Origin of the sequence: Anabaenopsis sp. FSS-46 (assembly GCF_029891665.1) — a bacterium.
Taxonomy (GTDB): Bacteria; Cyanobacteriota; Cyanobacteriia; order Cyanobacteriales; family Nostocaceae; genus Anabaenopsis; species Anabaenopsis arnoldii.
On sequence record NZ_JANQDG010000114.1, the window covers coordinates 32,457 to 58,759 of the forward strand.

At 41.1% G+C, this 26,303-nt stretch carries 27 protein-coding genes; 8 read left to right on the plus strand and 19 right to left on the minus strand.

Features of this window, described 5'->3' with window-relative positions:
* Positions 1-43 precede the first annotated feature (43 nt).
* From NWP21_RS14030 to NWP21_RS14045, 4 genes are all read right to left on the minus strand, one after another.
* Positions 44-640, minus strand: coding sequence for a CPBP family intramembrane glutamic endopeptidase (locus tag NWP21_RS14030; RefSeq protein ID WP_271732674.1), 597 nt, complete (start codon positions 638-640; stop codon positions 44-46).
* Positions 633-1,709, minus strand: a complete 1,077-nt coding sequence (locus NWP21_RS14035) for a DUF3326 domain-containing protein (RefSeq protein ID WP_280793157.1) — start codon at positions 1,707-1,709, stop codon at positions 633-635. Before NWP21_RS14035 ends, NWP21_RS14030 begins: the two co-directional genes overlap by 8 nt.
* Positions 1,706-1,894 (minus strand): hypothetical protein, encoded by a 189-nt coding sequence (locus NWP21_RS14040; protein ID WP_271732676.1) that lies wholly within the window; start codon positions 1,892-1,894, stop codon positions 1,706-1,708. Before NWP21_RS14040 ends, NWP21_RS14035 begins: the two co-directional genes overlap by 4 nt.
* A 99-nt stretch (positions 1,895-1,993) precedes the next feature.
* On the minus strand, positions 1,994-2,314 hold the full coding sequence (locus tag NWP21_RS14045) for a 2Fe-2S iron-sulfur cluster-binding protein (RefSeq protein ID WP_271732677.1): 321 nt from the start codon (positions 2,312-2,314) through the stop codon (positions 1,994-1,996).
* 160 nt (positions 2,315-2,474) lie between these two features.
* On the opposite strand from NWP21_RS14045, the gene NWP21_RS14050 reads away from it, so the two are divergent.
* The 4 genes from NWP21_RS14050 to acnB all read left to right on the plus strand — a co-directional run bounded on the left by NWP21_RS14050 (position 2,475) and on the right by acnB (position 7,085).
* On the plus strand, positions 2,475-2,966 hold the full coding sequence (locus NWP21_RS14050; protein WP_280793188.1) for a hypothetical protein: 492 nt from the start codon (positions 2,475-2,477) through the stop codon (positions 2,964-2,966).
* 3 nt (positions 2,967-2,969) lie between these two features.
* Positions 2,970-3,953, plus strand: coding sequence for a GUN4 domain-containing protein (locus NWP21_RS14055; protein ID WP_280793158.1), 984 nt, complete (start codon positions 2,970-2,972; stop codon positions 3,951-3,953).
* Positions 3,954-3,991: 38 nt separating this feature from the next.
* On the plus strand, positions 3,992-4,075 hold the full coding sequence (locus NWP21_RS14060) for a hypothetical protein (protein WP_280793189.1): 84 nt from the start codon (positions 3,992-3,994) through the stop codon (positions 4,073-4,075).
* 400 nt (positions 4,076-4,475) lie between these two features.
* Positions 4,476-7,085: a bifunctional aconitate hydratase 2/2-methylisocitrate dehydratase gene (gene acnB / locus NWP21_RS14065; protein WP_280793190.1), complete on the plus strand. Its 2,610-nt coding sequence runs from the start codon at positions 4,476-4,478 to the stop codon at positions 7,083-7,085.
* Between the two features lie 131 nt (positions 7,086-7,216).
* Here the strand turns inward: acnB and NWP21_RS14070 are convergent, their stop codons facing one another.
* The 3 genes from NWP21_RS14070 to NWP21_RS14080 form a co-directional block, all read right to left on the minus strand.
* Positions 7,217-9,052: an AAA family ATPase gene (locus NWP21_RS14070; RefSeq protein ID WP_280793159.1), complete on the minus strand. Its 1,836-nt coding sequence runs from the start codon at positions 9,050-9,052 to the stop codon at positions 7,217-7,219.
* Positions 9,053-9,119: 67 nt separating this feature from the next.
* Positions 9,120-11,003 carry an ArsA family ATPase gene (locus NWP21_RS14075; protein ID WP_280793160.1) on the minus strand — a complete coding sequence of 628 codons (1,884 nt, stop codon included), beginning with the start codon at positions 11,001-11,003 and terminating at the stop codon, positions 9,120-9,122.
* 39 nt (positions 11,004-11,042) lie between these two features.
* Positions 11,043-11,723 (minus strand): GvpL/GvpF family gas vesicle protein, encoded by a 681-nt coding sequence (locus NWP21_RS14080; protein WP_271732681.1) that lies wholly within the window; start codon positions 11,721-11,723, stop codon positions 11,043-11,045.
* A 349-nt stretch (positions 11,724-12,072) separates the two neighbouring features.
* On the opposite strand from NWP21_RS14080, the gene NWP21_RS14085 reads away from it, so the two are divergent.
* Positions 12,073-12,321, plus strand: coding sequence for a hypothetical protein (locus NWP21_RS14085; RefSeq protein WP_271732682.1), 249 nt, complete (start codon positions 12,073-12,075; stop codon positions 12,319-12,321).
* Positions 12,322-12,378: 57 nt separating this feature from the next.
* Here the strand turns inward: NWP21_RS14085 and NWP21_RS14090 are convergent, their stop codons facing one another.
* The 8 genes from NWP21_RS14090 to gvpA (NWP21_RS14125) form a co-directional block, all read right to left on the minus strand.
* On the minus strand, positions 12,379-12,672 hold the full coding sequence (locus tag NWP21_RS14090; protein WP_280793161.1) for a gas vesicle protein GvpG: 294 nt from the start codon (positions 12,670-12,672) through the stop codon (positions 12,379-12,381).
* 89 nt (positions 12,673-12,761) lie between these two features.
* On the minus strand, positions 12,762-13,502 hold the full coding sequence (locus NWP21_RS14095; RefSeq protein WP_271732684.1) for a GvpL/GvpF family gas vesicle protein: 741 nt from the start codon (positions 13,500-13,502) through the stop codon (positions 12,762-12,764).
* A gap of 47 nt (positions 13,503-13,549) precedes the next feature.
* A complete protein-coding gene (locus NWP21_RS14100) occupies positions 13,550-14,014 on the minus strand; it encodes a gas vesicle protein K (protein ID WP_271732685.1) in 465 nt (154 codons plus the stop codon).
* A 169-nt stretch (positions 14,015-14,183) separates the two neighbouring features.
* A complete protein-coding gene (locus tag NWP21_RS14105) occupies positions 14,184-14,576 on the minus strand; it encodes a gas vesicle protein (protein ID WP_271732686.1) in 393 nt (130 codons plus the stop codon).
* A gap of 148 nt (positions 14,577-14,724) precedes the next feature.
* The gene (gene gvpN / locus NWP21_RS14110) at positions 14,725-15,705 is read right to left on the minus strand and encodes a gas vesicle protein GvpN (protein ID WP_280793162.1); all 981 of its coding nucleotides are present in this window, start codon (positions 15,703-15,705) and stop codon (positions 14,725-14,727) included.
* Positions 15,706-16,284: 579 nt separating this feature from the next.
* Positions 16,285-16,758 carry a gas vesicle protein GvpC gene (gvpC, locus tag NWP21_RS14115; protein WP_280793163.1) on the minus strand — a complete coding sequence of 158 codons (474 nt, stop codon included), beginning with the start codon at positions 16,756-16,758 and terminating at the stop codon, positions 16,285-16,287.
* Between the two features lie 45 nt (positions 16,759-16,803).
* Positions 16,804-17,019, minus strand: coding sequence for a gas vesicle structural protein GvpA (gvpA, locus tag NWP21_RS14120; RefSeq protein WP_063873375.1), 216 nt, complete (start codon positions 17,017-17,019; stop codon positions 16,804-16,806).
* Positions 17,020-17,150: 131 nt separating this feature from the next.
* Positions 17,151-17,366: a gas vesicle structural protein GvpA gene (gvpA, locus tag NWP21_RS14125; protein WP_280793164.1), complete on the minus strand. Its 216-nt coding sequence runs from the start codon at positions 17,364-17,366 to the stop codon at positions 17,151-17,153.
* Between the two features lie 441 nt (positions 17,367-17,807).
* Here gvpA (NWP21_RS14125) and NWP21_RS14130 point away from each other — a divergent pair, with 441 nt between their 5' ends.
* The 3 genes from NWP21_RS14130 to NWP21_RS14140 all read left to right on the plus strand — a co-directional run bounded on the left by NWP21_RS14130 (position 17,808) and on the right by NWP21_RS14140 (position 21,737).
* Positions 17,808-19,436 carry a metallophosphoesterase gene (locus NWP21_RS14130; RefSeq protein ID WP_280793165.1) on the plus strand — a complete coding sequence of 543 codons (1,629 nt, stop codon included), beginning with the start codon at positions 17,808-17,810 and terminating at the stop codon, positions 19,434-19,436.
* Between the two features lie 121 nt (positions 19,437-19,557).
* A complete protein-coding gene (locus NWP21_RS14135) occupies positions 19,558-20,622 on the plus strand; it encodes a D-alanine--D-alanine ligase family protein (protein WP_280793166.1) in 1,065 nt (354 codons plus the stop codon).
* A 515-nt stretch (positions 20,623-21,137) separates the two neighbouring features.
* Positions 21,138-21,737 (plus strand): hypothetical protein, encoded by a 600-nt coding sequence (locus NWP21_RS14140; RefSeq protein ID WP_280793167.1) that lies wholly within the window; start codon positions 21,138-21,140, stop codon positions 21,735-21,737.
* Positions 21,738-22,109: 372 nt separating this feature from the next.
* Here NWP21_RS14140 and NWP21_RS14145 read toward each other — a convergent pair whose 3' ends face one another.
* From NWP21_RS14145 to NWP21_RS14160, 4 genes are all read right to left on the minus strand, one after another.
* Positions 22,110-23,042: an alpha/beta hydrolase gene (locus tag NWP21_RS14145; protein ID WP_271732693.1), complete on the minus strand. Its 933-nt coding sequence runs from the start codon at positions 23,040-23,042 to the stop codon at positions 22,110-22,112.
* A gap of 189 nt (positions 23,043-23,231) precedes the next feature.
* Positions 23,232-23,624 carry a DUF4112 domain-containing protein gene (locus NWP21_RS14150; protein WP_280793168.1) on the minus strand — a complete coding sequence of 131 codons (393 nt, stop codon included), beginning with the start codon at positions 23,622-23,624 and terminating at the stop codon, positions 23,232-23,234.
* A 79-nt stretch (positions 23,625-23,703) separates the two neighbouring features.
* Complete coding sequence (locus tag NWP21_RS14155; RefSeq protein WP_280793169.1) at positions 23,704-25,431, minus strand: DUF389 domain-containing protein; 1,728 nt, start codon at positions 25,429-25,431, stop codon at positions 23,704-23,706.
* 88 nt (positions 25,432-25,519) lie between these two features.
* Positions 25,520-26,290, minus strand: a complete 771-nt coding sequence (locus NWP21_RS14160) for a hypothetical protein (protein WP_280793170.1) — start codon at positions 26,288-26,290, stop codon at positions 25,520-25,522.
* Positions 26,291-26,303 lie beyond the last annotated feature (13 nt).

The following is a 26,303-nucleotide window of genomic DNA, read 5'->3' on the forward strand; positions in this document are numbered from 1 at the left end:
AATTGAACCACAGATGAACAAAGATAAATCTCATTTGAGTAGATTATGTTTGATCCATTTTGGTTTGGCGGAATTTCCAGAAAAAGCCGGAAATCCAATTTGTGATCATGTGGGCAATAATTGGCACTAACAAGTTACCGGTGAGCAAGGCGCTAAACCCCAGCATTAAGCCAATGATAGTTGCCCAAATTACATAGGGCCATTGTTGGGGTCCACTTAGATGTAAAATACCAAAGGCTAGACTAGATACAATTACGGCTACATTATCTAGGCCTAGGGCTGGTAGCATTACTCCCCGAAATAAAAGTTCTTCACTTAAGGCCGGGAGTAAGCCTAGCCAGATTAGGTCGGGTAAAGCTAAAGGCTTGATGACTATGTTGAGGTAATAGTCTGCGCTTTGACGGTAGGGAGGATAAAGGCGATAAGCTAAACCACTTAAGGCGGCGATGATTAAACCTAGCCCTAAGCCTAAGAGTAAATCTTTTGCTGACCAGTACCATCTTAATAAGTAAACATCGCCATAGCTTAACCACACTCTGGCGACTATCCACAACACAATTGCAGTCACCCCCATAGCTACTAATACTTGGGTGCGTGTCAAGTAGGGAATTTCTGGTTCTTGATTTTGTTGTTCAACCACGACTTGTAATTACTGGCTTCAATGAGGATATTTTAGGACTGAGGGCGGCAGGATTGATGCCGGCTTTATGGGCTACTATTACACCTACGGCCTCTAAATATGAGTTTACCTGCATGGCTGTGATTCCTAAAGCCTGGGCAGGAACCTGGATCAGGGTTTGATTTTCTGCTACGGTAATAATTTGGCATGGCTTTTGATTTAAGCTGATTAAGGCACTACTACCACAAGCATTTGCAGGTACGATGGCTGCATCTACTTCATCTGCCCAAATATCATCTGGTAAAGATGTAGTTGGCTGTTTTTCTGTAATAAATTGGGGGGCGCGACTTAAACCCACAAGTACACATGGTAAAAAAGTATAACCTAATTCTTCGGCGGCAGAACGAGGTGATAAATAGGGGTCTGGGGGTGCGGTTGCTAAGGCTGGAGCGTGGGCGCAGGGTATTTGGAAGGTGCGCACGATTAAATGGCTGATTACTGCTTCCGCACCCGCTAAGGGGTCTACTCCTTTGCCATGACGGTAGTTTTGTACTGCTTCCTCATCCATGTCATCGGGGAAACGGGCGACAACGGCGATCGCTTCTGCGCCGGCTTTGTTAATTAATATTTCTGCCCCTCTAAGGAGACTGTCAGGGTTGCCAATGGTTCCCCAACTAACTCCGGACTTAGATAACCGTAATTCTACGTTTATTGGCGCATCTGTAATTACATAGTCTGTAAGAGTTAAACCCAGGGTTGCTCTGGCAGCATCGGCTGCTTGTAAGTGTCTGAGCCGTAACTCTGGTTCAATCCCTTGGTCTAAAAGTAAACCTATCTTATTATTACGCACGGGACGTAAACCCCAGCATCCAGAGGCGAATTTGTCAAGTCCGTAACCTTCCACATACAGGGTGTTGGGGAAGTTCCAATACAAACTTGCACCATTGAGAACATTGGGGTGAGTGATGAGGCGATCGCAAACCTGTGATATAACTCTAGCTACAGGTAAACCATCACCAGCGTAACCGCCAATGGCAGCCCCCACCCCAGTAGGTATAATTAAAATGGCTGTATAGGGGCGTTGATTCACTCGACTGATGCACAGTCCAAAGTCACAACAGCTTCAACAACAGCTTTTTGCTGTGCTTGATCCACAGAAGTAATCGCCCAACGCAGGGGTTCACCTTGTTTTTGCAATTCCGCTGTAATTGCTGTTTCCAACTCTGTAGGAGTAGCTTGTAAATCAACTTCAGCAGTAATAAAATGGGTTGTCATGGCGGTAAATCTTTGATATTTCCAGTTTCTACAATAACTGATATCAGTTACCAGTTATCAAATAAGTTCATAGTACTGATAACTGATAACATAACTTATCTATTGGTCTTTACCAAATTGCAGCTGATAAACTATTTCTTCCTTTTCGGTTTCCACTTTCAAGTCAGAACGGGGATAAGCAACACATAGCAAGGCGTAACCTTGTTTTTGTAGTTCTGGACTCACGCCCATCCCATCAGTTTGATCTACAGTTCCCTCGGTAATTTGACCAGCACAAGTGGTACAAACTCCTGCATGACAAGAACTCGGTAAATCTAGACCAGCGGCATCGGCTACTGATAATATTGTTTCATTTTCTGGTACTTGTAAAGTATGAGTTTTGCCTTGGTGATGAATTTCAACGTTGTAAGTTTTCGACATATACAAAAGCAGGTGATGCCACGCACAAATTAATTATTTTATCTGACTTAGTTAAAGATATTCAAATTTCACTATAAAAGTTTTTTGTTGCGAAATGTATGGCAACTAATTCCTAAAAATTTGTAGAATAGTCCAGAAAGACACATAAATGCTGAATATTATGCGCGATCGCGTTGTCTTAAAAACTGTATCTGTCAGTCTGCCTTTTGGCATTGGTTCTATGTCTTGGAATACTGACCCCACAGAACGGAAAGCCGCTTGGTCGCTGTATGTGGAATTGGTGACGCGCATTGCTGTACAGCCCTTGGAAGTTGACCAGGGTTTGGTACGGGAAGCATTGAACTCTCTTTATAGTTTATTCGGTACGACTCGCGAAGTTCTCAAAGCCGCCGGGCCAGATGTGGGTGCTGCTCGTGATTCTGTCGGGGGAATCGCCATTAGTGTATTAAATAATGGGTTAAGACCATTTTTGGCTAAATGGCATCCTTTGTTGCAAGCTTGGGAAGCTAGACGACCTGTGGGGGTGAGTCCCAAGGAGCATGAGCAGAGCTGGTCGGAGGAACACCAGTTGCGAAGTGAGTTGGAAGCTTTGCGCGGTGGGTTGGAAGAGTACGCCCAGGCGTTGGCAAAAATTGCAGGTGTGGAGAAGTGATAGGTGGAACAAAAGGAAAAGTTTGATGTATTTTTTTGCCACAATAGCAAAGACAAGCCTGAGGTGATTAAAGTTGCCGAACAACTACAGCAACAAGGAGTTAAACCGTGGTTGGATCAGTGGCATTTACGCCCTGGTTTTCCTTGGCAACGTGAATTAGAGAAGCAGATAGAGCAGATTGCATCCGCCGCAGTCTTTGTAGGAAAATCAGGATTTGGCCCTTGGCAGAGTCAAGAAATCGATGCGTTTCTCAGAAAATTTGTAAATATCGGATGTCCAGTTATTCCGGTACTTTTACCAGAAGCACCAGAAGAACCAAAATTGCCTCTATTTCTCGAAGGTTTAATGTGGGTTGATTTCCGTTCCCAGTCTCCTGAACCTATGGAGCAGTTGATTTGGGGTATTACTGGCAAACGGAAACGGTCAAGTACAAAACCCATCATTCAAGCACCTACTACACCCCCTCCACTAGATAACCTCGCATCAGAACGCAGCATAGACTACACCAGACTGCGCGAGCTATTAGCAGCAAAAAACTGGAAACAAGCCGATGCAGAAACCTATCGGGTGATGATTAAAGCAGTAGGTAAGGAAGAACGCGAATGCTTCAGATCAGACGAAATGTTATATTTTCCTTGCACTGACTTACGCACAATTAACCAACTATGGGTAAAATACAGTGAAGGACAGTTTGGGTTCAGCGTCCAGAAGGAAATATACTTGGATGTCGTCGGCGGTGAAGCTGACGGCCGTCCACCCACGACGGAGCAATGGCAAGAGTTTGGCGATCAAGTGGGATGGGTTAGGCGGAATCAATGGATTGGGTATAATGATGTAACTTTTGACAAATATAGGTCACCAAAAGGACACCTCCCAGCGATGGGGGAACTGGGGTATTGGGGTTGGTGGAGAGGGCATGATGTGCGAGTGAGGGGTGAGATGGTTTTCTCTTCTTTCGCCAGGGCTATTTCACTCTGTATGAGATAGAGAGAACAATAATTTTAGAACGATATGGTTTAAAAATTATTAGGTTTACAAATAGTCAAGTTTTAAATCAGGTTGATAGTGTGTGTATGCAGATAAAGAGTTTAATCATCCCTAAACCATAAACCTCATTTTTACAGAGAAACTTTCTCAAAGTCCCCTTTTTTAAGCAGTATTTAGGGGGATGGAAAACTTGTTAATTATGATGTTAAAAAGTGATTTATCCCCTTACCAGGGTTACCAAGGGTGTTTAAGTTCCTCAAATTCCTCCTTTTTAAGGGGGATTTAGGGGATGAAAAAGTTTTTTATACATCAGGATAAACTCTGAAAACATCCTCTTATATTCTATGAAAGTTTAACGATATTCAGTTGAGGGAAAAAATACTTTGAGTATAAAACAAAATTACTAATAACCAATCACCTGTGAGGCTTTTAGGTATAAAAATCAGGTGAACTTTGATAGCTAAATTTTGCCGAAAAATATTTGATAATTAAAGAGAGAACATCCCAATGGAGAACACCAAAATGCTAGAACAATACCGTCATCATGTTGCGGAACGCGCCCAACTCGGTATTCCCCCTTTACCATTGGATGGGAAGCAAACCTCAGAACTTGGCGAATTGTTGCAAAATCCGCCAGTAGGTGAAGAAGATACATTATTACATTTATTGCGCGATCGCGTCCCCCCCGGTGTAGATGCAGCAGCTTATGTGAAAGCGGGATTTCTCACAGCCATTGCTAAAGGCGAAATTACCAGTCTTTTAGTTTCCCCCATCGCCGCAGTAGAATTACTGGGAACGATGGTAGGAGGATACAATGTTCAATCCTTAATTGATTTACTGCAAATTTCCGGGGATGAAGCGATCGCCGCCCACGCAGCCACTGCCCTGAGTAAAATTCTGTTGGTGTATGATGCCTTTCATGATGTTTTGGAATTATCCCAAAGCAATCCTTACGCCAAGCAGGTAATTGACTCCTGGGCTAATGCGGAATGGTTTACCAGTCGTGAGAAACTAGCAGAAGCGATTACGGTGACAGTATTTAAAGTCCCAGGGGAAACCAACACCGATGACCTATCCCCCGCCACCCACGCCACCACCCGCCCGGATATTCCCTTACACGCCTTAGCCATGCTAGAATCAAGGCAACCTGGGAGTTTAGAAACCATTACCGAATTAAAGCAAAAAGGACATCCTGTGGCTTATGTGGGCGATGTTGTGGGTACTGGTTCCTCGCGCAAATCTGCCATTAACTCGGTATTGTGGCATTTAGGAAATGATATTCCTTATGTACCGAACAAACGCGCCGGGGGTTATATTTTAGGTAGTGCGATCGCACCGATTTTCTTTAACACGGCTGAAGATGCTGGTGCTTTACCCATTCAATGCGATGTAGGTAACTTAGAAACCGGTATGGTAATTACCATCCATCCCTACAAAGGCGAAATTACCAACGAGTCCGGCGAGGTCATTTCCACCTTCACCCTCAAACCCGAAACCATCCTAGATGAAGTCCGCGCTGGTGGACGTATCCCCCTACTCATTGGGCGTACCCTCACCGACAAAACCCGGGAAGCCTTGGGTTTATCACCCAGCACTTTATTTATTCGTCCCCAACCACCCCATGATACAGGCAAAGGTTATACCCTCGCCCAGAAAATGGTAGGTAAAGCTTGCGGTTTACCCGGTGTCCGTCCGGGGACATCCTGCGAACCCCTGATGACTACCGTTGGTTCTCAGGACACCACAGGCCCCATGACCAGGGACGAATTAAAAGAACTAGCCTGTCTGGGTTTTAGTGCTGACTTAGTTATGCAGAGTTTCTGTCACACTGCGGCTTATCCCAAACCAGTAGACATTAAAACTCACCAAGAATTACCAGATTTCTTTGCCCAGCGTGGTGGTGTAGCCTTACGTCCTGGGGATGGTATTATTCACTCTTGGTTAAACCGGATGCTATTACCTGACACTGTGGGAACAGGGGGCGACTCCCATACCCGCTTCCCCTTAGGTATTTCCTTCCCCGCAGGTTCTGGGTTAGTAGCCTTTGCGGGTGCGTTGGGTGTCATGCCCCTGGATATGCCAGAATCAGTATTAGTCAGGTTCAAAGGTGAATTACAACCGGGTATCACCTTACGGGATATTGTCAATGCTATTCCTTACGTGGCCATTCAAAAAGGTTTGCTGACCGTAGAAAAGAAAAACAAGAAAAACGTCTTTTCAGGGCGGATTCTAGAAATGGAAGGCTTACCCAATTTGAAAGTAGAACAAGCCTTTGAACTTACCGATGCTTCCGCAGAACGTTCTTGTGCAGGTTGCACAATTAAGCTGAGTGTTGAGACAATTTCGGAATATCTGCGTTCTAATGTCACCCTGTTAAAGAACATGGTAGCTAGGGGTTACACCGATGCACGTACCATTATGCGCCGGGTGGCGAAAATGGAAGAATGGTTAGCTAACCCCACGCTCATGGAAGCTGATGGAGATGCAGAATATGCACAAATCATTGACATTGATTTGAATGAAATCACAGAACCCATTGTCGCTGCACCTAATGACCCTGATAATGTGAAATTATTATCAGAGGTTGCCAATGACCCGGTACAAGAAGTTTTTGTTGGTTCTTGTATGACCAATATCGGTCATTATCGCGCCACTGGTAAGGTGTTAGAAGGTGCTGGTGTCGTGAAAACTCGCCTGTGGATTTGTCCGCCTACCCGCATGGATGAACACCAACTCAAACAAGAGGGTGTGTATAATATCTTTGAAGGGGCTAATGCACGTACAGAAATGCCTGGATGTAGTTTATGTATGGGTAATCAGGCGCGAGTTGCAGATGGGACAACTGTTTTTTCTACTTCGACTCGTAACTTCAATAATCGCATGGGTAAAGATGCGCGAGTTTACCTTGGTTCTGCGGAGTTAGCGGCCGTTTGTGCGTTGCTGGGGCGCATTCCTACAGTGCAGGAATATTTAGATATGGTGGCACAAAAGATTCATCCTTTTGCTGATGATTTGTATCGGTATTTGAACTTTGATCAAATTGCTGGTTTTGAGGATGAAGGGCGAGTTGTTGCTGTGGAAGATATGCCCAAACTTGAGGATATTTTAGGTATGTCAGCAGCGACGAGGTAGATTATTAATTGGGGTGGGCTTTGCTCACCTGATAGTACAGGAGTCAAAAGATACTTTTTTACCTCCTGTGCAGTTCTTTAAGCAGAGGGTTGGGGCAATTCATTTATTTATTGCCCCTGGCTAAGGTTGAATTAAACTGTACGTTGCTGGATTAAAGCTTCATAAGAAGCTTGGAAATCATCAACAGTAATCTTGATGGCAGAAGTATCTGTTTCACCTTGAGACCTAAACCGGCGAATTGCTTCTACGGCGGCCTGATTGCAGAGTAATACTAAATCCGCACCATTCCAACCTTCTGTCACCTTAGCCCAGTGTTCCAAATCTACATTTAAAAGAGGTCTGCCTTGATTGTAAACTTGCAAAATCTTGCACCGACTATCTAAATTCGGTAAATCTACTTTTAATTGTAAATCTAACCGCCCTGCCCGTAACAGAGCAGGATCTATGGCATCAGGACGATTTGTAGCCCCAATTACCAAAATATTTGCGCCGGTTCCTAAACCATCTAATTCCGTGAGTAATTGTCCTACTACCCGGTTACTGACTCCCGAATCACCGGTGTAAGTCCCCCGTGCTGGCGCTAATGTATCAAGTTCATCGATAAATATTACACAGGGATCTGCTTGTCGCGCCTTAGCAAATAACTCCCTAACTGCTTGTTCACTGGCTCCCACCCAACGGCTGAGTAAATCTGGTCCATTAATACCAATAAAGTTAGCTCGGGCTTGGGAAGCCACAGCCTTGGCTAATAATGTTTTCCCAGTACCGGGCGGACCCCACAAGAGTATTCCCTTGGGCGCTCTGGCTTTTGTTTCTTTGTAGAGTTCTGGATACAACAAAGCCCCTTCCACAGATTCCCGCAAGGTCTGTTTTATGGTTTCCAAGCCCCCAATATCGTCCCATTCCACATGAGGAACTTCAACTTCCATACTACGCAGTACTGCTGGTTTGATTTCCTTGAGCGCTTGCAAGAAATCAGATTGCTGCACCGTAATAACTTCTGGAATTGGCATATCAATGGAAGGAACCTGACGGCGTAAAGCTGTGTATGCTGCTTTTTGACAGACAGCTTTTAAGTCAGCCCCCACAAATCCCACGGTGCGATCGGCAATAAACTCCAGATCAACTGTATTATCTAAGGGCATAGCACGAGTCAGGACTTGCAGGATTTCTTTGCGCCCATTGATATCTGGAACTCGAAACTGAATTTCTCTGTCGAATCGTCCGGGACGGCGTAGAGCTGGGTCAAGATGATCAGGGCGATTAGTAGCTCCGAGTAAAATCACGCCTTTGTTGTGGGAGAAACCATCCATGAGGCTCAATAGTTGGGCAACTAAACGCTTTTCTACTTCCCCTTCTACTGCACTACGGTCTGGGGCCAAGCTATCGATTTCGTCAATAAAGATAATACAGGGAGCATTTTTAGCAGCTTTTTCAAAAATAGCCCGCAGTTTTTGCTCTGCTTCACCATAATATTTGGTGATGACTTCAGGGCCAACAAGGGCAATGTAGTTAACCCCCAGTTCTTCAGCTAACGCACGGGCTGTGAGTGTTTTGCCGGTACCGGGGGGACCTACTAATAATACCCCATGTGTAGGTTCGAGTCCTAACTTAACTAGCAGGTCAGGGCGTTTTAAAGGAATAGCAATCAGTTCTTTGAGTTCTTTGAGTTCTTGGTTCAATCCCCCAATATCTTTGAGGGTTATACCTAAATTACCTTCAGGTTGTATATTTGGGTCAGATGCACCTGTATCACGTGCAGGGGAAGATGGGGTACGAATGGAAGTAGTACCAACATTACTAGTTGTATTATTATTAGTACGGGGAATGTTCCCGGTTCTGGGAATACTGCTTAATGAACGTGAGTTAAACTGCACATCAGTTTTAATTTCTCCATTTTCCACTTTTTCTTCTAGAGTTTTCACCAACTCTATAAACTGCTCAAATCCCTTGAATAAATCACTCATAAAGTTCCTCGAAAAATGAAGTGAGAAAATATATCTTAGGCTACATACAGCTTAAATTTGATCTTGATTAATCAAAGTCAAATAAAAGATTTGCAGCTGCTTGAATACGGGCAATTGGTTCTACTGATCTAGGTAAATTGGGTAAGCGGATGATTGTTTGTTCGGGAAATAAGCTGGAGTCAATTCCTATTTCTTGAGTATAGCGATTTTGCACTACATAACGTTGTTGGATTCCCATATCTTTCAGGGATGCTGTTAGGCGTATATGTTCAGATATAATCGCACCTTCTGCCTGAATTACTCCCACAAATTGCGTATGCTTTGGATTTTTTAATTTCTTTTGGGCTTGGACAACTTGTTGACGTAAATTCCGCAACCGCCCAATTAAATCTAGTCTACCTACAACGTTCTGGTATTTTATCCATAACTTAAATATCCACGATAACCAATCTCCTAAAGCAGATGGCATTGCCAAAAATTGTAGCAGATGACCGGTGGGAGCAGTATCTAAAATAATCAAGTCTTGCTGGTTACTATCCAATAAGTCCATAATAGTGATTAGGGACAGTATCTCATCAATACCTGGTAAAGCTTGAGACATAATCTGTCGCCAAGCTCCTGGAAGATAAGCAATATCTATTGTGCTATCAGTTTCTGTTCCTTCACCACTAATCATATCCGCTAATTCCCAAAGATAATCCGTACGAAACTGATCTAATATTTCATCAGCATCAATTTCTTGTCCGGTCAAATTAGTTGCCAATGATGAGGCTTGATGTCCCAATTTTTGTCCAAATGCATCGCCCAAGGAATGAGCAGGATCTATGGAAATTATCCGAATTTTTTGTTGAGGATGACGATTAGCTAAACCCCAGCCTAAAGCTCCTGCAACTGTTGTTTTACCAACTCCTCCTTTACCCCCCACAATAATTAGTTGACATCCTTCGGATACAAAGTCACTGAAGCTTGGGAGGATTCTACTTGGCCATTGAATTACTGGCGGGGTAGAAAGTTCGACGCTGTCAATTTTTTGAATTTGTCGTGCCAGGTCATCCAATGCCAAGGAACCTAATGGTTCTTTTGCTTGTTGTGGTACAATGAAAACTGGTTGATTGCCGGCAATTTTTAAGAATTTATCGGTCAAATTTTGTTGCTCTGCATAGCGGTCTGTATTTATATCGCTATCTGTGATGATGCGATTTATCAGAATTCCGGTATAATGAATATTGAGAGTTTTTAAATTATCTAAAAATCTTTCAGTTTCTGCTAAACACATGGGTTCAGCAATTGTGACTACCAAGCAACCTGTAAATGTCTCATCTTGTAGCAGTCGTCTCCCTTCTGCTAATTGAGATTTCATATCCTCCAGAAAATCATCTACTTCATCAGATTTATAGCTCCCTCTGAAACTCTCTGTGATCACACGATGTTTTTGTTGAAATAATTCAAAGGAATTTAAAATTACATCGAAGAAATCTTTTAATTGCAACAAATTTAATGTATGACCTGAAGGAGCCATATCAAGCACTATCCGGTCTACGGTTTTTTCTGAAAGTAGACGCTGAATTTCTAGCAATCCCATCAGTTCATTTAAGCCGGGCCAATTTAGATCCCAAACCGGGGCTAAATCTTCTCCGTCAGCTAAACTCCCTCGCTCAACTAGCAGTTCTAAGAACCGGCTATATTTGGACCTAAATTCCACTAATAGTTTTTCAGCATCTAATGCTCGAACACTCAAATTAGGTAAATCTTCTACCTGTGAACCATCATCTGTGACTTTTGAAAGTAATATATCTCCTAAGGAATGTGCTGGGTCTGTAGAAAGTAACAAAATTTTTTCTTCTGGAAACTTTGTCGCCCAGTAACGAGCAAAACTGCAAGAGATAGTAGTTTTACCAACTCCGCCTTTGCCGCTAAACATAACCAAGTTAAGTGAGTCGTACTGCTTCATAACTTTAAAAGAATTAGGAAAAGAATAAATAAACTTTAATTAAATAAAGTGGTAAGGAGGAAGAGAATCTCCTAACAATAAATTCCAACGAGGACAAGCTTTTTGCCAATTTAAAGTTTGTTCTAAAAACCAATTTTTATCTTCAATATTAACCAGCATATGAATGCTTACTTCTTGCTCTTTTTCTTTAACAACAACCGGATAATTATTGGTTGTTGTTATTAAATCAATGAGATAGTGTTTTTCTGCTGCTTGTGCAATACTAAAGTCTTTTTGGTTTTGATACTGTTGCTTTTTAGCTAAAAAGTAATCTTTTCCCCTGGCCTTTACTGGTGCTACTTCCTCTAGTATTACAGGAATCAATTTCAAAGTAAATTCAGTCTTACCATGAATTTTTTGTAGCTGCTGGCGATATTTTTCGGTATTTGATTCTAGGTGAATGAGCAGATTTTTCTGAGAATTAAAGCATATTCCAAACTGCACGGGTAAAACTGTAATCTGCTGGTAAAGCTCACAAATAACTCGGTCATGGCATAAAGCCATCTCGATAATTTTCTGCTCATTATGTTGGAATGACTCTAAAGATATTCCAGGCTCAACAATAGCCGAAAGATTAGTACTCTTAATCAGCACTACTTGACTAGCAGCACCTTGTGGTAAAATTAAGGGCAAGCTAGGTGTTTCTAAAAAGGCATAACTATAGAGGTTTTCTGATTCCATATACTGCACCTAGATAGTTGTATAATTTTAACTAATTCAGTTTCCGCTCCCACATTGTAATAATATTAAATTATCATCCTCGATTTGGTAAAAATTATACCATATTTTTATATTTTTGGTGATAGTGCCAGATTTTGAAGACTTATAGAGTTAGTTTAAAGTATTGCTGAAAATATTTACATATTCTTGAAAGATTTACAATGACACCTTAGTTAGCTATAATTAATAATTAATAACAATTCAGACATTGTTCATGAAAAATACTCCTAAGCGTAGTGTTATCAGACCTAAGATTAGTACAATGCCTCGCAATAAGAACGAGGCATCGTGCCAGCTGGAACTGTATCAAATGGTGACTGAAAAGGAACGTCTTCAAAGGGAACTATATTTCATTAGAGAGCGAACAAGTTTACTAAACAGGCGTTTAACTACCCTGAATCACCAAATAGAAGAAACCGAGAAAACGATTAAGAAATTCCGTCAAAATGATCCGGAGTTAACAAATACTCAAGATATAGGCTCTCGAAAAAATATATATGTTGAGTCTATTGAATCGGTGCAATCTAAGAACTACAATGTTCTGGAAATTGAATATTAAGTCGGTCATATTGCCGAAAATTTGACAACTCCCGGTTGGATCTTGATCTAGTTAAGTCTATGCTCTCACCTGATTTTGTTCTTCCAAGGCTTCGTATTCTTCAGATTCTGCTTCCAGTCGGGCTTCTTCTTCCAATTCTTGGAGTTTTAAAAGAATTTCTTCTTCTTGAGCGTCATACTCTTCTTCGGTAATGTCGCCCATGTCTAGGGAAAGCTGCAGGGTCAATAATTGTTTGTTCAGGTTTTCTTGATCATTAAATTCGGTATTAGCACGCTCTTCAATTTTCTCTGCAATCCATACAACTCCATTAATTGGACCCATTATTGGAGATAGTAAAAGTTTCATCAGCATAGTCATAAATCCTTGGTAGTTGATATTGCATTTTTAAAGCTATTATTACATACAGCAAGAGGGATGGTAATAAATAGCTGCAATTGGGTCTATGGTTCAGCCAGTTGTGCAAATGTGTAGGGAGCAGTGAAATTGTTGTAGCGAATACGTAGGCGATCGCCAAATTTCATATCAATTGCTTCTACGATTTCACCGAATTTAGATTCACTTTCCCAAGGAATCAAAAATGCGGTGTTATAAATCATGTCCTCTGTCATAAGTTCACCCTCTATAACCTCTGTTGCTAAAGGATTTAGCTCATTAGAGAAAACTTCAATCACAGATTGTTTGCGAGCGGATAAATTACTTTCAATTAATTGTCCAATGTGAATCACCTCCTCTATACTTAATTTTCTACCTTCCATATTGTCACGCTCCTGTTTCAAAGCGAGATTAGATTCCATCATGGCTTGCAATTCAGACTTGCTATCCCAAAAAATCTTAACACTCACCTCTCTTTGTCCGGCCAGTTTTTGAAATAAGTTGTGCAATTGCTCTTTATATGGTTCGATGAGTTGTGTGGTTATTGCGTCCCAGTCTTTAATAACTAATCCGAACTGGAGAGGAAGAAGGACATTAAATCCTGCTTGCATTGTCTCCTCTAACACTTTTTCATGAGTTAATAAATTGCGTCGAGAAGCCAAATATTTCTCTTTAGATGCTTCTGAATATAAAAAAGTCAATCCATCAACTACCTGACTATAAACAGGTTTCCCGTCCAATCCTGTAATAGAAACAGAGCTAGGAATTATATCGGGGAAAATCCCATACAAATAAAGACCAAAATTCATTAATTTATTAACCCATTGAGTTGGAATTTACAACTGATCACTTTTGATTACATTGTTTTGGCGGTCAAAACTAACCGTAACTTAGCATGAATCAGGTCTAGTTGAGCTAAACCGATATCTATCTCACCGTCTACAACAACTCCAGTATTTAAAAGCCGGTCTAATAACTCTACCACTGAAGCCTGATTGCTAGTTTCCCCTGGATAATAAGAACCAGAGGGAGGTAAAAGACTACCAAAATCTCCTAAATTTACATTGAGGTCTGATGGCTCAATTTCAAATATCTGACAAAAATCTAAAATTTGTGACTCTAACTTTTGCAAACTTTCCGCCGCTCGGTCTAAATCAGATTCACACAGTAACTCCTGTTCCATACGCCGAATTACTTGCGCTTCCATTAGTTGACGCAGCAATTCTAATACAGTCAATAATAAAGGAGCTAAACCCGCTTCGTTATTTTTAGAAGCCTTGGTTGGTAAATCCTTAAAGTCTTCCGATGGATTACAAACCATTTCTATAAATGTAACCTAAACTTTCAGTTTCTTTGAATGCAATTCAATCAGTCATTTTTCAATAGTTATTAACCGTCCCAGTCTGTTTGACTTTCGCTGGTTCAAACAGAAATTTTAACCAATTACTCATCTAACTGGGAATCTCGTGATCAAATAATTTCCTGGTTATTTAATCATGTTGAATATTCTCTGGTAATGGAGTTTGATCTTGGATACTCGCAGACTTAAGTAACTTTATTTCGGATTCTAGACTCTCCAGGCGATTTTGAAGCTGTTGATTTTCTTCAATTAATCTTTGGGCTTTACTGCTCAGATAAGGGTCATTTTCCCACCAATTAATACCCATTTCCTTGGCTTTATCAACGGAGGAAATTAACAAGCGAATGCGAATATGTAAAAGTTCAGTTGATGCGATAGATATAGAAATATCGCCCGCAATAACAACGCCCTTATCTAAGACTCTTTCCAGAATGTCCGCTAAGTTTGAGCCTTGAGTAGATGTGTTAATAGTTCGACTTGAGTTTGTCTGATGACGTGTTGGTAGTATGGGGGTAGAAGTCACGAATAATTCAACTCTTGAATAGTATAAAGACGATAATTTTGCTCACAAACAATTTGTGTTCCAAAGAACCAGAAGCATTTAGTATTAGATGCAATCTGGAGCTAAGTCTTTGAAAATTCTAGTTATTACTTGACTTTTTGGTATGAGTTTAGTGATTATAAACTTCTTTATCAAAAAGATCAGCATTTTCTAAATCTGTCTTTGGCTGTGAAAGTTCTGTTTGGAAACTAGTCTTGCTAAGTAATTCCATTAAAATATTTCTCGCTTCACTCATCGCTAAATTACTGCGGTTGCACAGAACATCAATAGCAATCTCCTGAAAGTCTGGATTTTCTACTTCTACTAGAATGTCATTGTCCGCACATACTTTAGCAATCATCAAACAAGACCGTAAACCTGAAGTTTTCTCTGCTTCTATAGCCAGACGAAACGCTCTTACCAACTGCACTATTAAGTAAGCAGATTCTCGAGATATGTTTGTTTTCTGAATTAATATTTCGCCTTGAGTTATCTCATCTGGTTCTGGCATATTAATAGTTACCAACCTATCCATCAAAGCATCTTGGGTTGAATGAACTCCGCAGTATTCTTCGGGATTGGATGTAAATATAGCGCGAAATTTCGGATTAACGTGTAGATACTCTGGCTGATTACTACTAGGAGGTAGGCTGAGAATTTTTTCTTCTAAAGCTGAAAGTAAAACGTTATTAACTTCTGGACGTGAACGGTTAAATTCATCATAGACTAAGGTAAAACCTTCTCGACAGGCTAAAGTCAGTCTAGAATCAACCCAGTTCTGTTGTAATTGGTCTTCTACTTTAACGACGTTGTGAATATAATTGTCCAGTAATTTCTTGCGAGTATAACCAGTTTCACTACCAATCAAATCCGAACTTTTAAATTCGTCATCGCCAAACAGTAACATTACTGGGCTCTCGAGACAGTGCGCTATGTGGAGTGCTAAAGTTGTTTTACCTGTTCCCGCAGGGCCTCGCAAGTGAACGGGAAACCCTGATTTGAGATAACGCAATGCTCTAGCTGCTACTTTCTCAATCGCAGGTGTCATGACAAACTGTCCTGGACGGACACGAATAACTGCTCTTTTGTGATTCGTATTGGTGATAGCCATAAATTGAAGCTGGTAATAAATTGAAGGTGTGTGAGACTATAGACTGAAAGATTTCAAGTGTTACTGTCAATTGGGATTTGCCAAGGGACTCTCTGCACTTTAAAGGTGTGTAGTGATATCAAATTTTTCTAGCGGTCTAGTTTTGCAAGTACCAGGCTAGGTTTTGATTTTTTCTATTCACTTCACTTGATGATCTTAACATTTTGGACGCTAACTAAAACCAGGATTGCTGATCCAAATCCCAGTTATAAGTTGAGAAAGCATGGAACTATTTTTATATTCAATCAGAGGTAAATTAAGGTGCGATTATTGATTTAATGTGACAGAGTTCCTCTCTATCGTACTATATAAAGGTAAATAAATCTAAAACTCTAGTTAAGTAACACTATTGACTTTATTCGTTCAGCAAATATTGGAATCAGTGGGTTAGCAATACAAGCCTATTTTACTAAAGTCTCGGAACACTTTAATTTTATTAATTAACCCCTTGTATTAGCAGTTTTGCAACTGAAAGATAAAGGGGGTTTATTATTTAGCCCAATTTTGAAACAGATGAGATGTGTTTATTGCGAATCTTTATTAAAGTCCGGATCCACCAATAACACTCATAAACAAATCCTGACGGAATTGACGCAGTTCTGCTGCTTGGGCTTTGGCCTTAGCAACACGTTCTTTAGCAGTGGTGGCTAAAAATTGCTCAGTTTCTTGCTGCAGGTTTTGTTGGAACTCAAGCAATGCTGCTGCTTGTGCTTTCGCTTGAGCAACACGTTCTTGAGTTGTGGTTGTTAAAAATTGCTCAGTGGATTGCTGCAGGTTTTGATAGAACTCAAGCAGTTCTGCTGCTTGGGCTTTTCCTTGAGCAACACGTTCTTGAGTTGTGGTTGTTAAAAACTGCTCAGTTTCTTGCTGTAGGTTTTGTTGGAACTGACGCAGTTCTGCTGCTTGTGCTTTCGCTTGAGCCAATCGAGCACTCTTGGTGCAATCAATAAACTTATTTACATTCTCGAATATTGACCGGTTTTCTTCCCGGATTCTTTCCATCAAAGCAGACATGAACTTCTCCTGAATAATGATAAAGTGGTCTAAACCATTTGATAATTAAGCAGGAACTGCTGCAGACTGAGTGAGTCCTACTGCTTCTGCATATTTCAGGTAAGTTTCTACAGAAGCAATGACAATTCTAGCTTCAATAGCCAGTAATTCAATACCAACTAAAGAAACACGAGCCCAGGCATCGATGACGATACCTTTGTCCAGGATTCTATCAATAACTTCTGCCAAGCTGGAGGAAGAGTTAGTTTTTTCAACTGCCATATGTTTACACCTTACAATCCGTTGGAACCGTTAGCTATCAAGCTTTTTTAAAATTTGGAAAATGCAGAATAACGCAGAATAACTATAAGAAACTTATAGTTATTCTACAAAAATGGATTTTATTGTGAGAATTATGCAGGAACTGCAGCAGACTGAGTCAGACCTACTGCTTCTGCATATTTCAAGTAGGTTTCTACAGAAGCGATTACGATTCTAGCTTCAATAGCCAGTAATTCGATACTAACCAAGGATACACGAGCCCAAGCGTCGATAACGATACCTTTGTCAAGGATTCTGTCGATAACTTCTGCCAAGCTGGAGGAAGAGTTAGTTTTTTCAACTGCCATATGTTTACACCTTAGATAATTGTCGCAAAGTTTACCTGTGGCAAAAAAAGAATGTGTTTTTTTACTCACAATTGGAACATTAGCATCTCTCCCCAGCATTTGGCAATACCTTGGAAGAAAAAAAGTGTAAAAAAGTGTAAAAAAGTTAATTTATGAAAATGATGTATGAAAAAAGTATATTTTTAGGAAAAAGAGTCACAAATTTTGACAAATTGCTGTATAATAATAATTTTTGTGACTTTTACTCTGTTTTAATACTATTTACGGCGTCTATAAGGAGCATCGCAGTTTGGAAAGTGCAGGATAGAACATCCCCCCAGCTTCGGGGGGCGCGATTGCGGTATCACTGAAGTTCCTCGCTTTTATTGATCTCGCGACCAGCCGAACTAGAAAGAACATTATGTTTTATGCTGGTAATTGTAAATGTGGGAGTAAAAAACTATGGTATCAGCACCGCATCTGCTGACAGACCCATTTTTGCAACTGCCAACTACCAACTCAGTGCAAGTAGTTTGGTTTACTGAATTTGCAGGTCAAGAACACGTGGTTTACTACGGTGAAAATCTGGATCAATCGAGATTGGCAAAAACGAGTAAACTTAGCCGCACAAGAGAAGACCAGCAATCAAAAGTAGCAAATACAACTATAAATCAACCTGTCAAACGTCATATTTGGCGACACGCAGCTGAGGTGACGGGGTTAACCCCCGGTGTGCGTGTTCCCTATTTTGTTATGAGTGTGCGAGAAGATGGTGCAAGTGTTAGGAGTGATGTTTTCACTCTCGCGACTACCCCGGAGCGGGGTCAAGCAATGAAGATTCTATTGACTTCAGACCATCAATTAAAACCGATGATAGCAGCCAATCTGCAAAAGGTGGTGGAAACAGTCGGACAAATAGATGGGGTATGGTTCGCTGGTGATTTAATTAATGTGAGCGATCGCGCCTCAGAATGGTTTGATGATCATCGGGGTGGTGCGTTCTTTCCGGCTTTACAAGGTCGTGCTAATTATAAGATGGCGCATAATGGTGTTGAAACCATTTATACAGGTGGTGAAATCATTCAACACGCCCCCATGTTTACAGCCATTGGTAATCATGAAGTCATGGGGAGAGTTGGGAGAAGCAATAGTTTAAACAATGAGTTTAATGATACCATTCCCCGTGCTGTCGCCGAAAAATTATACAGGGGAAAGTCTTTAATAGATAATTCCTTTAATACACAGACCTACGAAGAGATTTTTAGCTTACCTGAAAGTGAATCCGGCGGTAAAAAGTATTATGCAGTGAGCTTTGGGGATGTGCGTCTAGTAGTACTGTACGTAACTTGTATGTGGCGAACCCAAAAAATAAATACAGTATACAGAGGTAGATATACAGAAGCAGTCCAGGATTTAGACAATCCTGAAAATTGGGGTTATGGACAGTTTATTTTTGAACCAATTGCCAAAGGTAGTGAGCAATATAATTGGTTAGAAGCAGAACTTGACAGTGAAGAGTTTCAACAAGCCAAATATAAAGTAGTGATGTTCCATCATCCCCCCCACACTCTGGGTGATAACATCGTCCCTGCTTATACTGACCCAGTGCAGACCATAGAACGTGATCACAAAGGTAAGATTACCGCTGTCCGTTACGAGTACCCCAAAGACACAGACTATATTAACCGTGATCTTGTCCCGTTACTAGAAGCGGCTGAAGTGCAACTAGTATTATATGGACATTCCCACCTGTGGAATCGGTTTATAAGTCCTAGTGGAATGCAGTTTCTAGAAACATCGAATGTGGGTAACTCCTATGGTGCTGCTTGGGGGAACAATAAACGAGAAATACTGACGGTATCTCAAGAAGATTATATTGCAGTGGGTGATCCTTACGGATTAGAACCAGTAGTCCCAAGCATAGCACCTTTGTTAAGGGAAGATAATCAGCCCATTCCTTACATAGCAAGTAACGACATCACGGTTTTTAGTATATTTAACACAGGCACTGGGATAGTAACTAGCTATTATTTTGATATGCGTAAACCAGATTCAGATGTAGTAAAATTCGATGAATTTAAATTAAAATAATCCCATCCCAGAAACCTCTGTGTTTGTCTATGTAGTTCCTTTATAGTTAGCACAAAAAAATATAGCAACCTCAACAGGTTGTGATAAACTCTCAGCCAGAGAAAATAAAAAGGTACTAAAAATGACTAAGCTGCGGGTGGGACTGCTGTTTGGGGGTCGTTCGGGGGAACATGAAGTTTCAATTAGTTCAGCACGGGCGATCGCCCGTGCCTTAAATGTACAAGAAAATGCTCACAAATACGAAATATTGTCTTTTTACATCCAGAAAAATGGCTGCTGGTTAGGGGGAGAACTAGCACAGCAGATTCTAGAAACTGGTATTCCTCAATTAGAAACCCAAAACTTAAACCCGTGGCGATTACCTGACCAAGTAACAGAAGTGGATGTTTGGATTCCCATTCTGCACGGTCCCAACGGAGAAGACGGTACTATTCAGGGGTTGCTGACATTAATGCAAGTTCCCTTTGTGGGTTCTGGGGTCTTAGGTTCGGCTGTAGGTATGGATAAGATTGCCATGAAAATGGCTTTTGAGCAAGCCGGATTACCCCAAGTGAAATACAAGGCCTTAACTAGAGCGGAAGTTTGGTCAAATCCCTGTGTGTTTCCCAAACTATGCGATGAAATAGAGTCAGCCTTACACTATCCCTGTTTTGTGAAACCTGCTAACTTAGGTTCATCAGTGGGTATTGCCAAAGTGCGATCGCGTTCAGAGTTAGAAGCGGCCTTAGATAATGCTGCTACTTATGACAGACGAATAATTGTGGAAGCGGGTGTAGTTGCTAGAGAAGTAGAATGTGCCGTATTAGGTAATGATCAAACTAAAGCCTCCATTGTAGGAGAGATTACTTTCCACAGTGACTTCTATGATTACGAAACTAAATATACTGTAGGTAAGGCAGATTTATTAATTCCTGCACCCATTCCAGATGGTGTGAGCCGCCAAATCCAAGATATGGCCTTACAAGCCTTTGCAGCTGTGGATGCTGCTGGGTTAGCAAGGGTAGATTTTTTCTTTGTGGAAGCTACTGGGGAAGTATTAATTAACGAAATCAACACCTTCCCAGGCTTTACTGCTACCAGTATGTATCCCCAGCTTTGGGCTTATAGTGGTATACCCTTTGCGGAATTAGTGGATCGGTTAATTCAATTAGCTCTAGAAAGGTATTCTGGTCATGAATCCAAGTGATCACTAATCTGAGCAAAAATTTGACATCTCCCCTGGTTGAAACACAGGGGACTCTAAGATGTTGCTACGCAGGCTGAAGCAATGCTACGCAACGTTTACAATATTATTTACTTAATCTATGAAATAAATTATGTTGTCTTGGGAGTGTCAAAGCTCCCCTACCCACCTTGGTCTGAAGGTCATACCTAGCTGTGTGGCTACTTAAGTAAAGCATATGAACGGGTTTTTCACCATACTTGCTGATGCTATTTTATAGCAACTGAACAGAAATGCTTTGTAAATACCTGTCAAAACCTTTTTGTTAAGGATACGACAGGATAAATCCTGTTGAGTCACGTTTCATACCCTCTCTAAAGAGTAGGTAGGGGTTCTCAGGCTCCCACTATGTTTTGATAGGATTCGGTAGCTGAATGTTTCCAAAAAAAAGCTACTGAATTGCACACCTGGCTACTGATACCTGATGTCTAAGCCTCCACTACAATCATGAACTAGAGGGGCGTAAGTTGAAACTAACCATGGAACATAGTCACAGTAGACAGTATGAGGCGAGGCAAATCAGAAGACCGGGAAATAGGAAATCAAAATTAGTCGATAATTTCAACATTTTTATCTATGTGCTGATACGTCATCCAGGGTTATTGTTGACTGGGTTGTTCACAATCCTCATAGGAATTACCGCCTTAGCTTTGTATAGCTTGGGTGATGTTGGTAGTAAACATAAGGTAGAGCCCCTAGAAATACCGGCTGTAGTGGCCAAACCAATGACAAGGCCTTCCGACAAGAACAATCCTACACCTTTATGGATGGTAGCGGCCATCGCCCTGAGTTGTGCCAGTGGTTGCTTAATGATTTTGCGACTAGTCAATCACCAGGTATCAAGAGCGGACAAACCCATCACTAGTCCAAGAGCAAAATCAAGGATTTTAAATAGTTCACCTATTGTTGCACCACTCGAACCCAGGCTAAGGAAATCAGATACACCGGAAACGGTTCTAGCATCAGAAGATATGCATCCACTGGATAAAAGGCAAGAAATTTTGGCAGAGTTGATGGATATTCGTCAAAAAAATTCTTGGTCGGCAATTTTATTGTCCAAATCTCAACCTGGTTCCTAAGTTGATCAAATGTGAGCTTTGTCCATAATCCCAGGGGTAACCAATAGCCATGATAACAATCTAAAAAACTGCCAAAATGGCAACCATACTGAGATTTAGTGGGTTAGATTAAAGAAGACAAAAACAAGACGGGTTCTATTAATTGGGATTATCAAGAATAAACTTACCTTGATAAAGGATAACGGTTTTAATCAATAGTTTTGGTATTTGTCGCACCGGGAATATTAAATATATCCGCGTTGTCACTGTATATACATTAGCCCCCTAAATCAATGACAGTGCTGATAAATATTCCTGAACACTACAGCAGCAAATACCAGAGTGAGAGGTTCAAGGCGATTGGTATGCCTTCTCTCACTCTTTTTTTTTCGGTCAAAAATTTGTCTTGTGCAAAAAATCAAGAATAGCTGCATTGATCACCGCTGAGGAACCAGTCGCAGCATCATGACAGCAGTTATCTAAAATTCTTAGCTGGGAATGAGGGATAGATAGATGTAACTTTTTACCATGACTGAGGGGGAACCAACTATCTTGATCTCCCCACATAATCAGTGTGGGACATTTAATATTACCTAAATTATTTTGAATCTGACTGAGCATATTAGGTTTATTAAGTTGCCAGTTCTCTATTTCCTGTGCTGCTATTTGTAACTCCTCAGCGACTTTGACAATAGTCCCAGGAAACTCAATAAATGGATAGGTTATCCAATACACATCTTCTTGTGTCAACAGTGATGGGTCGAAAAGCACTCCACGCCTTTCTATAGCCATGATTTCTCGTAATATAGGGGCAAATAGATAAGCTAAACGCAAAGAGTCTATTGTATCTAATACTTCTATTGGCGTTTTAGCAAGTATCCACATTGCCCAATGGGGTAACCGTTCGGTGAAAATAGGTACATTGACAACTATTAACCGCCCCACTAATTGGGGATTGTGTTGAGCTAGGGCCAGGGCTACTAATCCCCCTAAAGATTCTGCTACAATGGCGGCGGGTTGATCACATAAAGCCTGAATAATTCTTTCTAACTCAATAACTTGATGACCGTTCTGTTCTTTACGTAACCGAGGTTTTTCCGAAAAACCATAACCTTTGGCATCAAAGCAAATGACTCGAAAATGTTTAGATAATGGAGCAATACTATGGCGCCAATTGTAGCTCCAACTACCCATACCGTGTAATAGAAATAATGGCTGACCAGTACCTACTTCACCATAGGCAATTTCTACGGGATGTCCATGTGTATCACTAATAATGAGAGTTTGTCTACCTTGAGGAAACGTAGCCTGCCACCAATCTTTCATTCCTTTATGCATAAGTTGTTTAAGGCATTCTCATTATTATCATGGGAATGCTATTAAGACAATGGCATGAAAATATAGATTTTCCTAATTTTTGCAGCTGTGCTGAGTTATTTGTGGAAAAATATCAGCCTATGGGCTAATGAATAAACCTACTGACAAATCAAATAGGAATGCTAAAAATTTTGGTATTTATTTGCTCCGAGGTAGAGTCAACTGTAAATGCTCTTCCAATAGCTTGATATTATACTCATTAGCTGTCCAGGCGAAATCAAATAAGTCTCCCATGATGAGGACAGTACCTACTAAGCCATCGATGATCACATTCAAGACCATTCTGCTTAACATACCTTTAGGAACACCTATTCTGGCGGCTTCGATAACGATGTAACTAGCCAGGATGACTCCCAAAATGTCGCCACCAATGGGTAAAAATCCCACAAGGGGATCTAAACCAATGTGAATTGGGGTTCCGGGAATGGTGACAACTTTATCAAGGATGCGACTTAGCTGACGCAGCCGTTTGAGTGTGAGTGCTTGAGGGTCGGAATCAAGATGAGAAACACGTCGATAAGAATCAGGCATGGGGGCGATCGCTTATTTGAGGTGAAATTTTTACTAGTGTATGGATTTTGCGATTATTTGTCGATATGACTACTGGGGGCTATCTCGATGATTTTAATGTAAGTTGGATTACCGCCCTAGGTTGAGATTCTGCTCCTGTTTGCCAGTCTATGCGATCGCTGCTAATTTGCCATTGTAACCCCAAATATTCTATCACTGCTTGCGATCGGTCTAGGACAAGTTCCGCTAACTCATTTTCTCCCTGATTAATGATCATTTGTAGGTTTAAACCGGGCTGCTGCTGTAAAATTTTACCTGCACGGTCTAATAATTGACGGTCATCTGACCTAATTTCTGATTTCTGATTCTCAAAAGATATAGCCCCTAAAGAAGTAGCTACTCTCTGCATACTCACCTGAACAGACTGATCATCTAGGAGACTTCTGACGCTATCGGCGACTAAAGTTTGAGCATCTCTATCAATATCCCGTTCACTGAGATACACCACCCGGATGCTTAAAGGCGCAACTGGACTAGTAGTTAACTCGTAATTAATCATTTTTGCTGGTGGGGGAAGCCGCAAATCAAGCAATGCAGATTGAATTTCCTGCACAAAAATTGATTGTAACTGGGCGATGGTTAACACTGGTTCAGGGGGTTGTTCCTTTGGTACTGGGCGTAAGAGTTCATTGGATGCGGTGGGAATTTCCACCAGCTTCAGCGCTAATAATTCTTGAGGTCTTCCCAAGCGGGAAGCTAAGATTTGAATATAACTATCCTGCTCCTCTGCTGAATATTGCTGACTTGTAAACACCTGAAGTTGAATTGTCAGCTTATCCTTTTGTTCTGAAGTCGAGATGTTGCTAATGAAAGAACGTGCTTCACCATCGGCAAAAGTAGCAAAGTTTTTCTGCCACACATCCTTTGCGGAACTACGAATACGATTTTCCTGTTGCTGGAGAGCAATTTCCCGTCCGAGTTGACTCAGGGAACGATTGAGCGGGAAAATAATCGCGCCAATGGTGATAATTATTAACAATAGTCTGCCTGGAAGCGAGCCAATTTTGCCCAGTTTGCTATAAGCGGGTACTTTTTCCAACCAATTCTGCACCCAGAGACTCTCTGGATGTGTGTTACGCCATTCCCTAACTCTTTCTCTTACCTGATGATTGTCAATATTTAGTCCCAGAAACACCAGCATGGCAGTAAAGGTAATGGCTACCAAGTTAGTGAAAAAAAGTAAGCCGCCACCACTAGCTACCTGTATTCCTTGGACGCTATTGAGGCTGATAGCCACCCCAATACCATAGCCGACAACACATAGTGGCGGCATCAAGGCCACGGCAATCGCAACACCAGGAATGGAAGTAGCCACCCCTTTGGGCTCTTTACAAATTGCCACAGAACCCACTGCACCGGAAAACAGGGCGACTACTAAATCCAGAAGATTAGGTTGAGTCCTGGCTAAAATCTCACTGGTAATTTCTTTGAATGGCAGCAATGATACTAGTATTACAGCAAAGGAAATGGCAACTAGACAACTTAATATTAAATTCAGCAGTGAGCGGATGGCTAAGACGACATCACCCGCAGCTAGTGCTAGTCCATTGGCGAGAATACCCCCCATTAATGGAGAAATCAGCATGGCACCAATAATCACAGCGGGACTATTCAGAACTAGTCCTAGGGTAGCAATACCAGCGGAGAACAAAACTTGAATCCAATAACTAACATCGTCCAGGCTGAGTGAACTACATATTTCCAGGTATACTTGCTCTTTACGAGCTTGACCTACTCCCAAGTTGTTGGCAAACCAGTTTCTAAACATATAAAATCCTCATAGCAGCCCCAATCAAAAAGTACCGGTAAGTTAGGCATAATTTAAGTGTTTTATCATTCTATGGTATATTTATATGCTATTGAAAAATAATTATCTCATTACCAACAACTGGGTTACGGGCTATAAGCTTGTCTTGGGAGTCAATAATTTCTAGATGGGTAAAATCAAGTTCTTGAGAGCGTTGTAATATTTCCCCAGCTAGTTGCTTTTGTTCAGATTCTGGGAGATTGTACCAATCATCATTAATTTTGACAGTCAAATTACTAGTACGGAAGTTAGCTTGTATTGATTGTATTAAACCAGATGCAAAGCGATCGCTAATTTCGGCTACTTGATTTTTAATGGCTGCAATCAAGGTTTCTTCTGGTGTCAATTTTAAGATGGGTATTGGTTGTGGTTCCGGTATGACTTCCGGGGTGGGTATTGCTTCTGGTTCCGGTATGACTTCCGGGGTGGGTATTGGTTCTGGTATGGGTGCTGGAACTTCCGCAACCGGCGCAACTGTAGCTACTTCAGTTTGATTTTGCATAAAGATACTTACAGTTGACCACATTACCGCCACAGTGATCATGGCTAAAATTCCGCTCAAAACTGCATCCGACAAGTTGTTAGACACATTTGATGGTAGAAACAAGCGGACTTGTCTTAAAAATCTATTCCATTGTATTACCAGACCTTGCCAAAAACGGGGTGTTTCTTCACTACCTGGTAGTACTGGAGTCTCAAGTTTAACTACCGCGCTTTCTAAAATTCCAATCGTCCCTCTGATAATTTGGATAATTTTAACTTTCCAAAGGGGTACTTGGGGCGAAGGAGAAGGTTGTGAATTTTGATTGTCTTGTGACATGGAATTTTGACTG

What these genes read in the sequence shown, in the direction of transcription:
- NWP21_RS14040 (WP_271732676.1), bottom strand. Translation starts at nt 1,894, where the DNA reads ATGACAACCCATTTTATTACTGCTGAAGTTGATTTACAAGCTACTCCT.
- NWP21_RS14045 (WP_271732677.1), bottom strand. Translation starts at nt 2,314, where the DNA reads ATGTCGAAAACTTACAACGTTGAAATTCATCACCAAGGCAAAACTCAT.
- NWP21_RS14050 (WP_280793188.1), top strand. Translation starts at nt 2,475, where the DNA reads ATGCGCGATCGCGTTGTCTTAAAAACTGTATCTGTCAGTCTGCCTTTT.
- acnB (WP_280793190.1), top strand. Translation starts at nt 4,476, where the DNA reads ATGCTAGAACAATACCGTCATCATGTTGCGGAACGCGCCCAACTCGGT.
- NWP21_RS14070 (WP_280793159.1), bottom strand. Translation starts at nt 9,052, where the DNA reads ATGAGTGATTTATTCAAGGGATTTGAGCAGTTTATAGAGTTGGTGAAA.
- NWP21_RS14075 (WP_280793160.1), bottom strand. Translation starts at nt 11,003, where the DNA reads ATGAAGCAGTACGACTCACTTAACTTGGTTATGTTTAGCGGCAAAGGC.
- NWP21_RS14080 (WP_271732681.1), bottom strand. Translation starts at nt 11,723, where the DNA reads ATGGAATCAGAAAACCTCTATAGTTATGCCTTTTTAGAAACACCTAGC.
- NWP21_RS14085 (WP_271732682.1), top strand. Translation starts at nt 12,073, where the DNA reads ATGGTGACTGAAAAGGAACGTCTTCAAAGGGAACTATATTTCATTAGA.
- NWP21_RS14090 (WP_280793161.1), bottom strand. Translation starts at nt 12,672, where the DNA reads ATGCTGATGAAACTTTTACTATCTCCAATAATGGGTCCAATTAATGGA.
- NWP21_RS14095 (WP_271732684.1), bottom strand. Translation starts at nt 13,502, where the DNA reads ATGAATTTTGGTCTTTATTTGTATGGGATTTTCCCCGATATAATTCCT.
- NWP21_RS14100 (WP_271732685.1), bottom strand. Translation starts at nt 14,014, where the DNA reads ATGGTTTGTAATCCATCGGAAGACTTTAAGGATTTACCAACCAAGGCT.
- gvpN (WP_280793162.1), bottom strand. Translation starts at nt 15,705, where the DNA reads ATGGCTATCACCAATACGAATCACAAAAGAGCAGTTATTCGTGTCCGT.
- gvpC (WP_280793163.1), bottom strand. Translation starts at nt 16,758, where the DNA reads ATGTCTGCTTTGATGGAAAGAATCCGGGAAGAAAACCGGTCAATATTC.
- gvpA (WP_063873375.1), bottom strand. Translation starts at nt 17,019, where the DNA reads ATGGCAGTTGAAAAAACTAACTCTTCCTCCAGCTTGGCAGAAGTTATT.
- gvpA (WP_280793164.1), bottom strand. Translation starts at nt 17,366, where the DNA reads ATGGCAGTTGAAAAAACTAACTCTTCCTCCAGCTTGGCAGAAGTTATC.
- NWP21_RS14130 (WP_280793165.1), top strand. Translation starts at nt 17,808, where the DNA reads ATGGTATCAGCACCGCATCTGCTGACAGACCCATTTTTGCAACTGCCA.
- NWP21_RS14135 (WP_280793166.1), top strand. Translation starts at nt 19,558, where the DNA reads ATGACTAAGCTGCGGGTGGGACTGCTGTTTGGGGGTCGTTCGGGGGAA.
- NWP21_RS14140 (WP_280793167.1), top strand. Translation starts at nt 21,138, where the DNA reads ATGGAACATAGTCACAGTAGACAGTATGAGGCGAGGCAAATCAGAAGA.
- NWP21_RS14145 (WP_271732693.1), bottom strand. Translation starts at nt 23,042, where the DNA reads ATGAAAGATTGGTGGCAGGCTACGTTTCCTCAAGGTAGACAAACTCTC.
- NWP21_RS14150 (WP_280793168.1), bottom strand. Translation starts at nt 23,624, where the DNA reads ATGCCTGATTCTTATCGACGTGTTTCTCATCTTGATTCCGACCCTCAA.
- NWP21_RS14155 (WP_280793169.1), bottom strand. Translation starts at nt 25,431, where the DNA reads ATGTTTAGAAACTGGTTTGCCAACAACTTGGGAGTAGGTCAAGCTCGT.
- NWP21_RS14160 (WP_280793170.1), bottom strand. Translation starts at nt 26,290, where the DNA reads ATGTCACAAGACAATCAAAATTCACAACCTTCTCCTTCGCCCCAAGTA.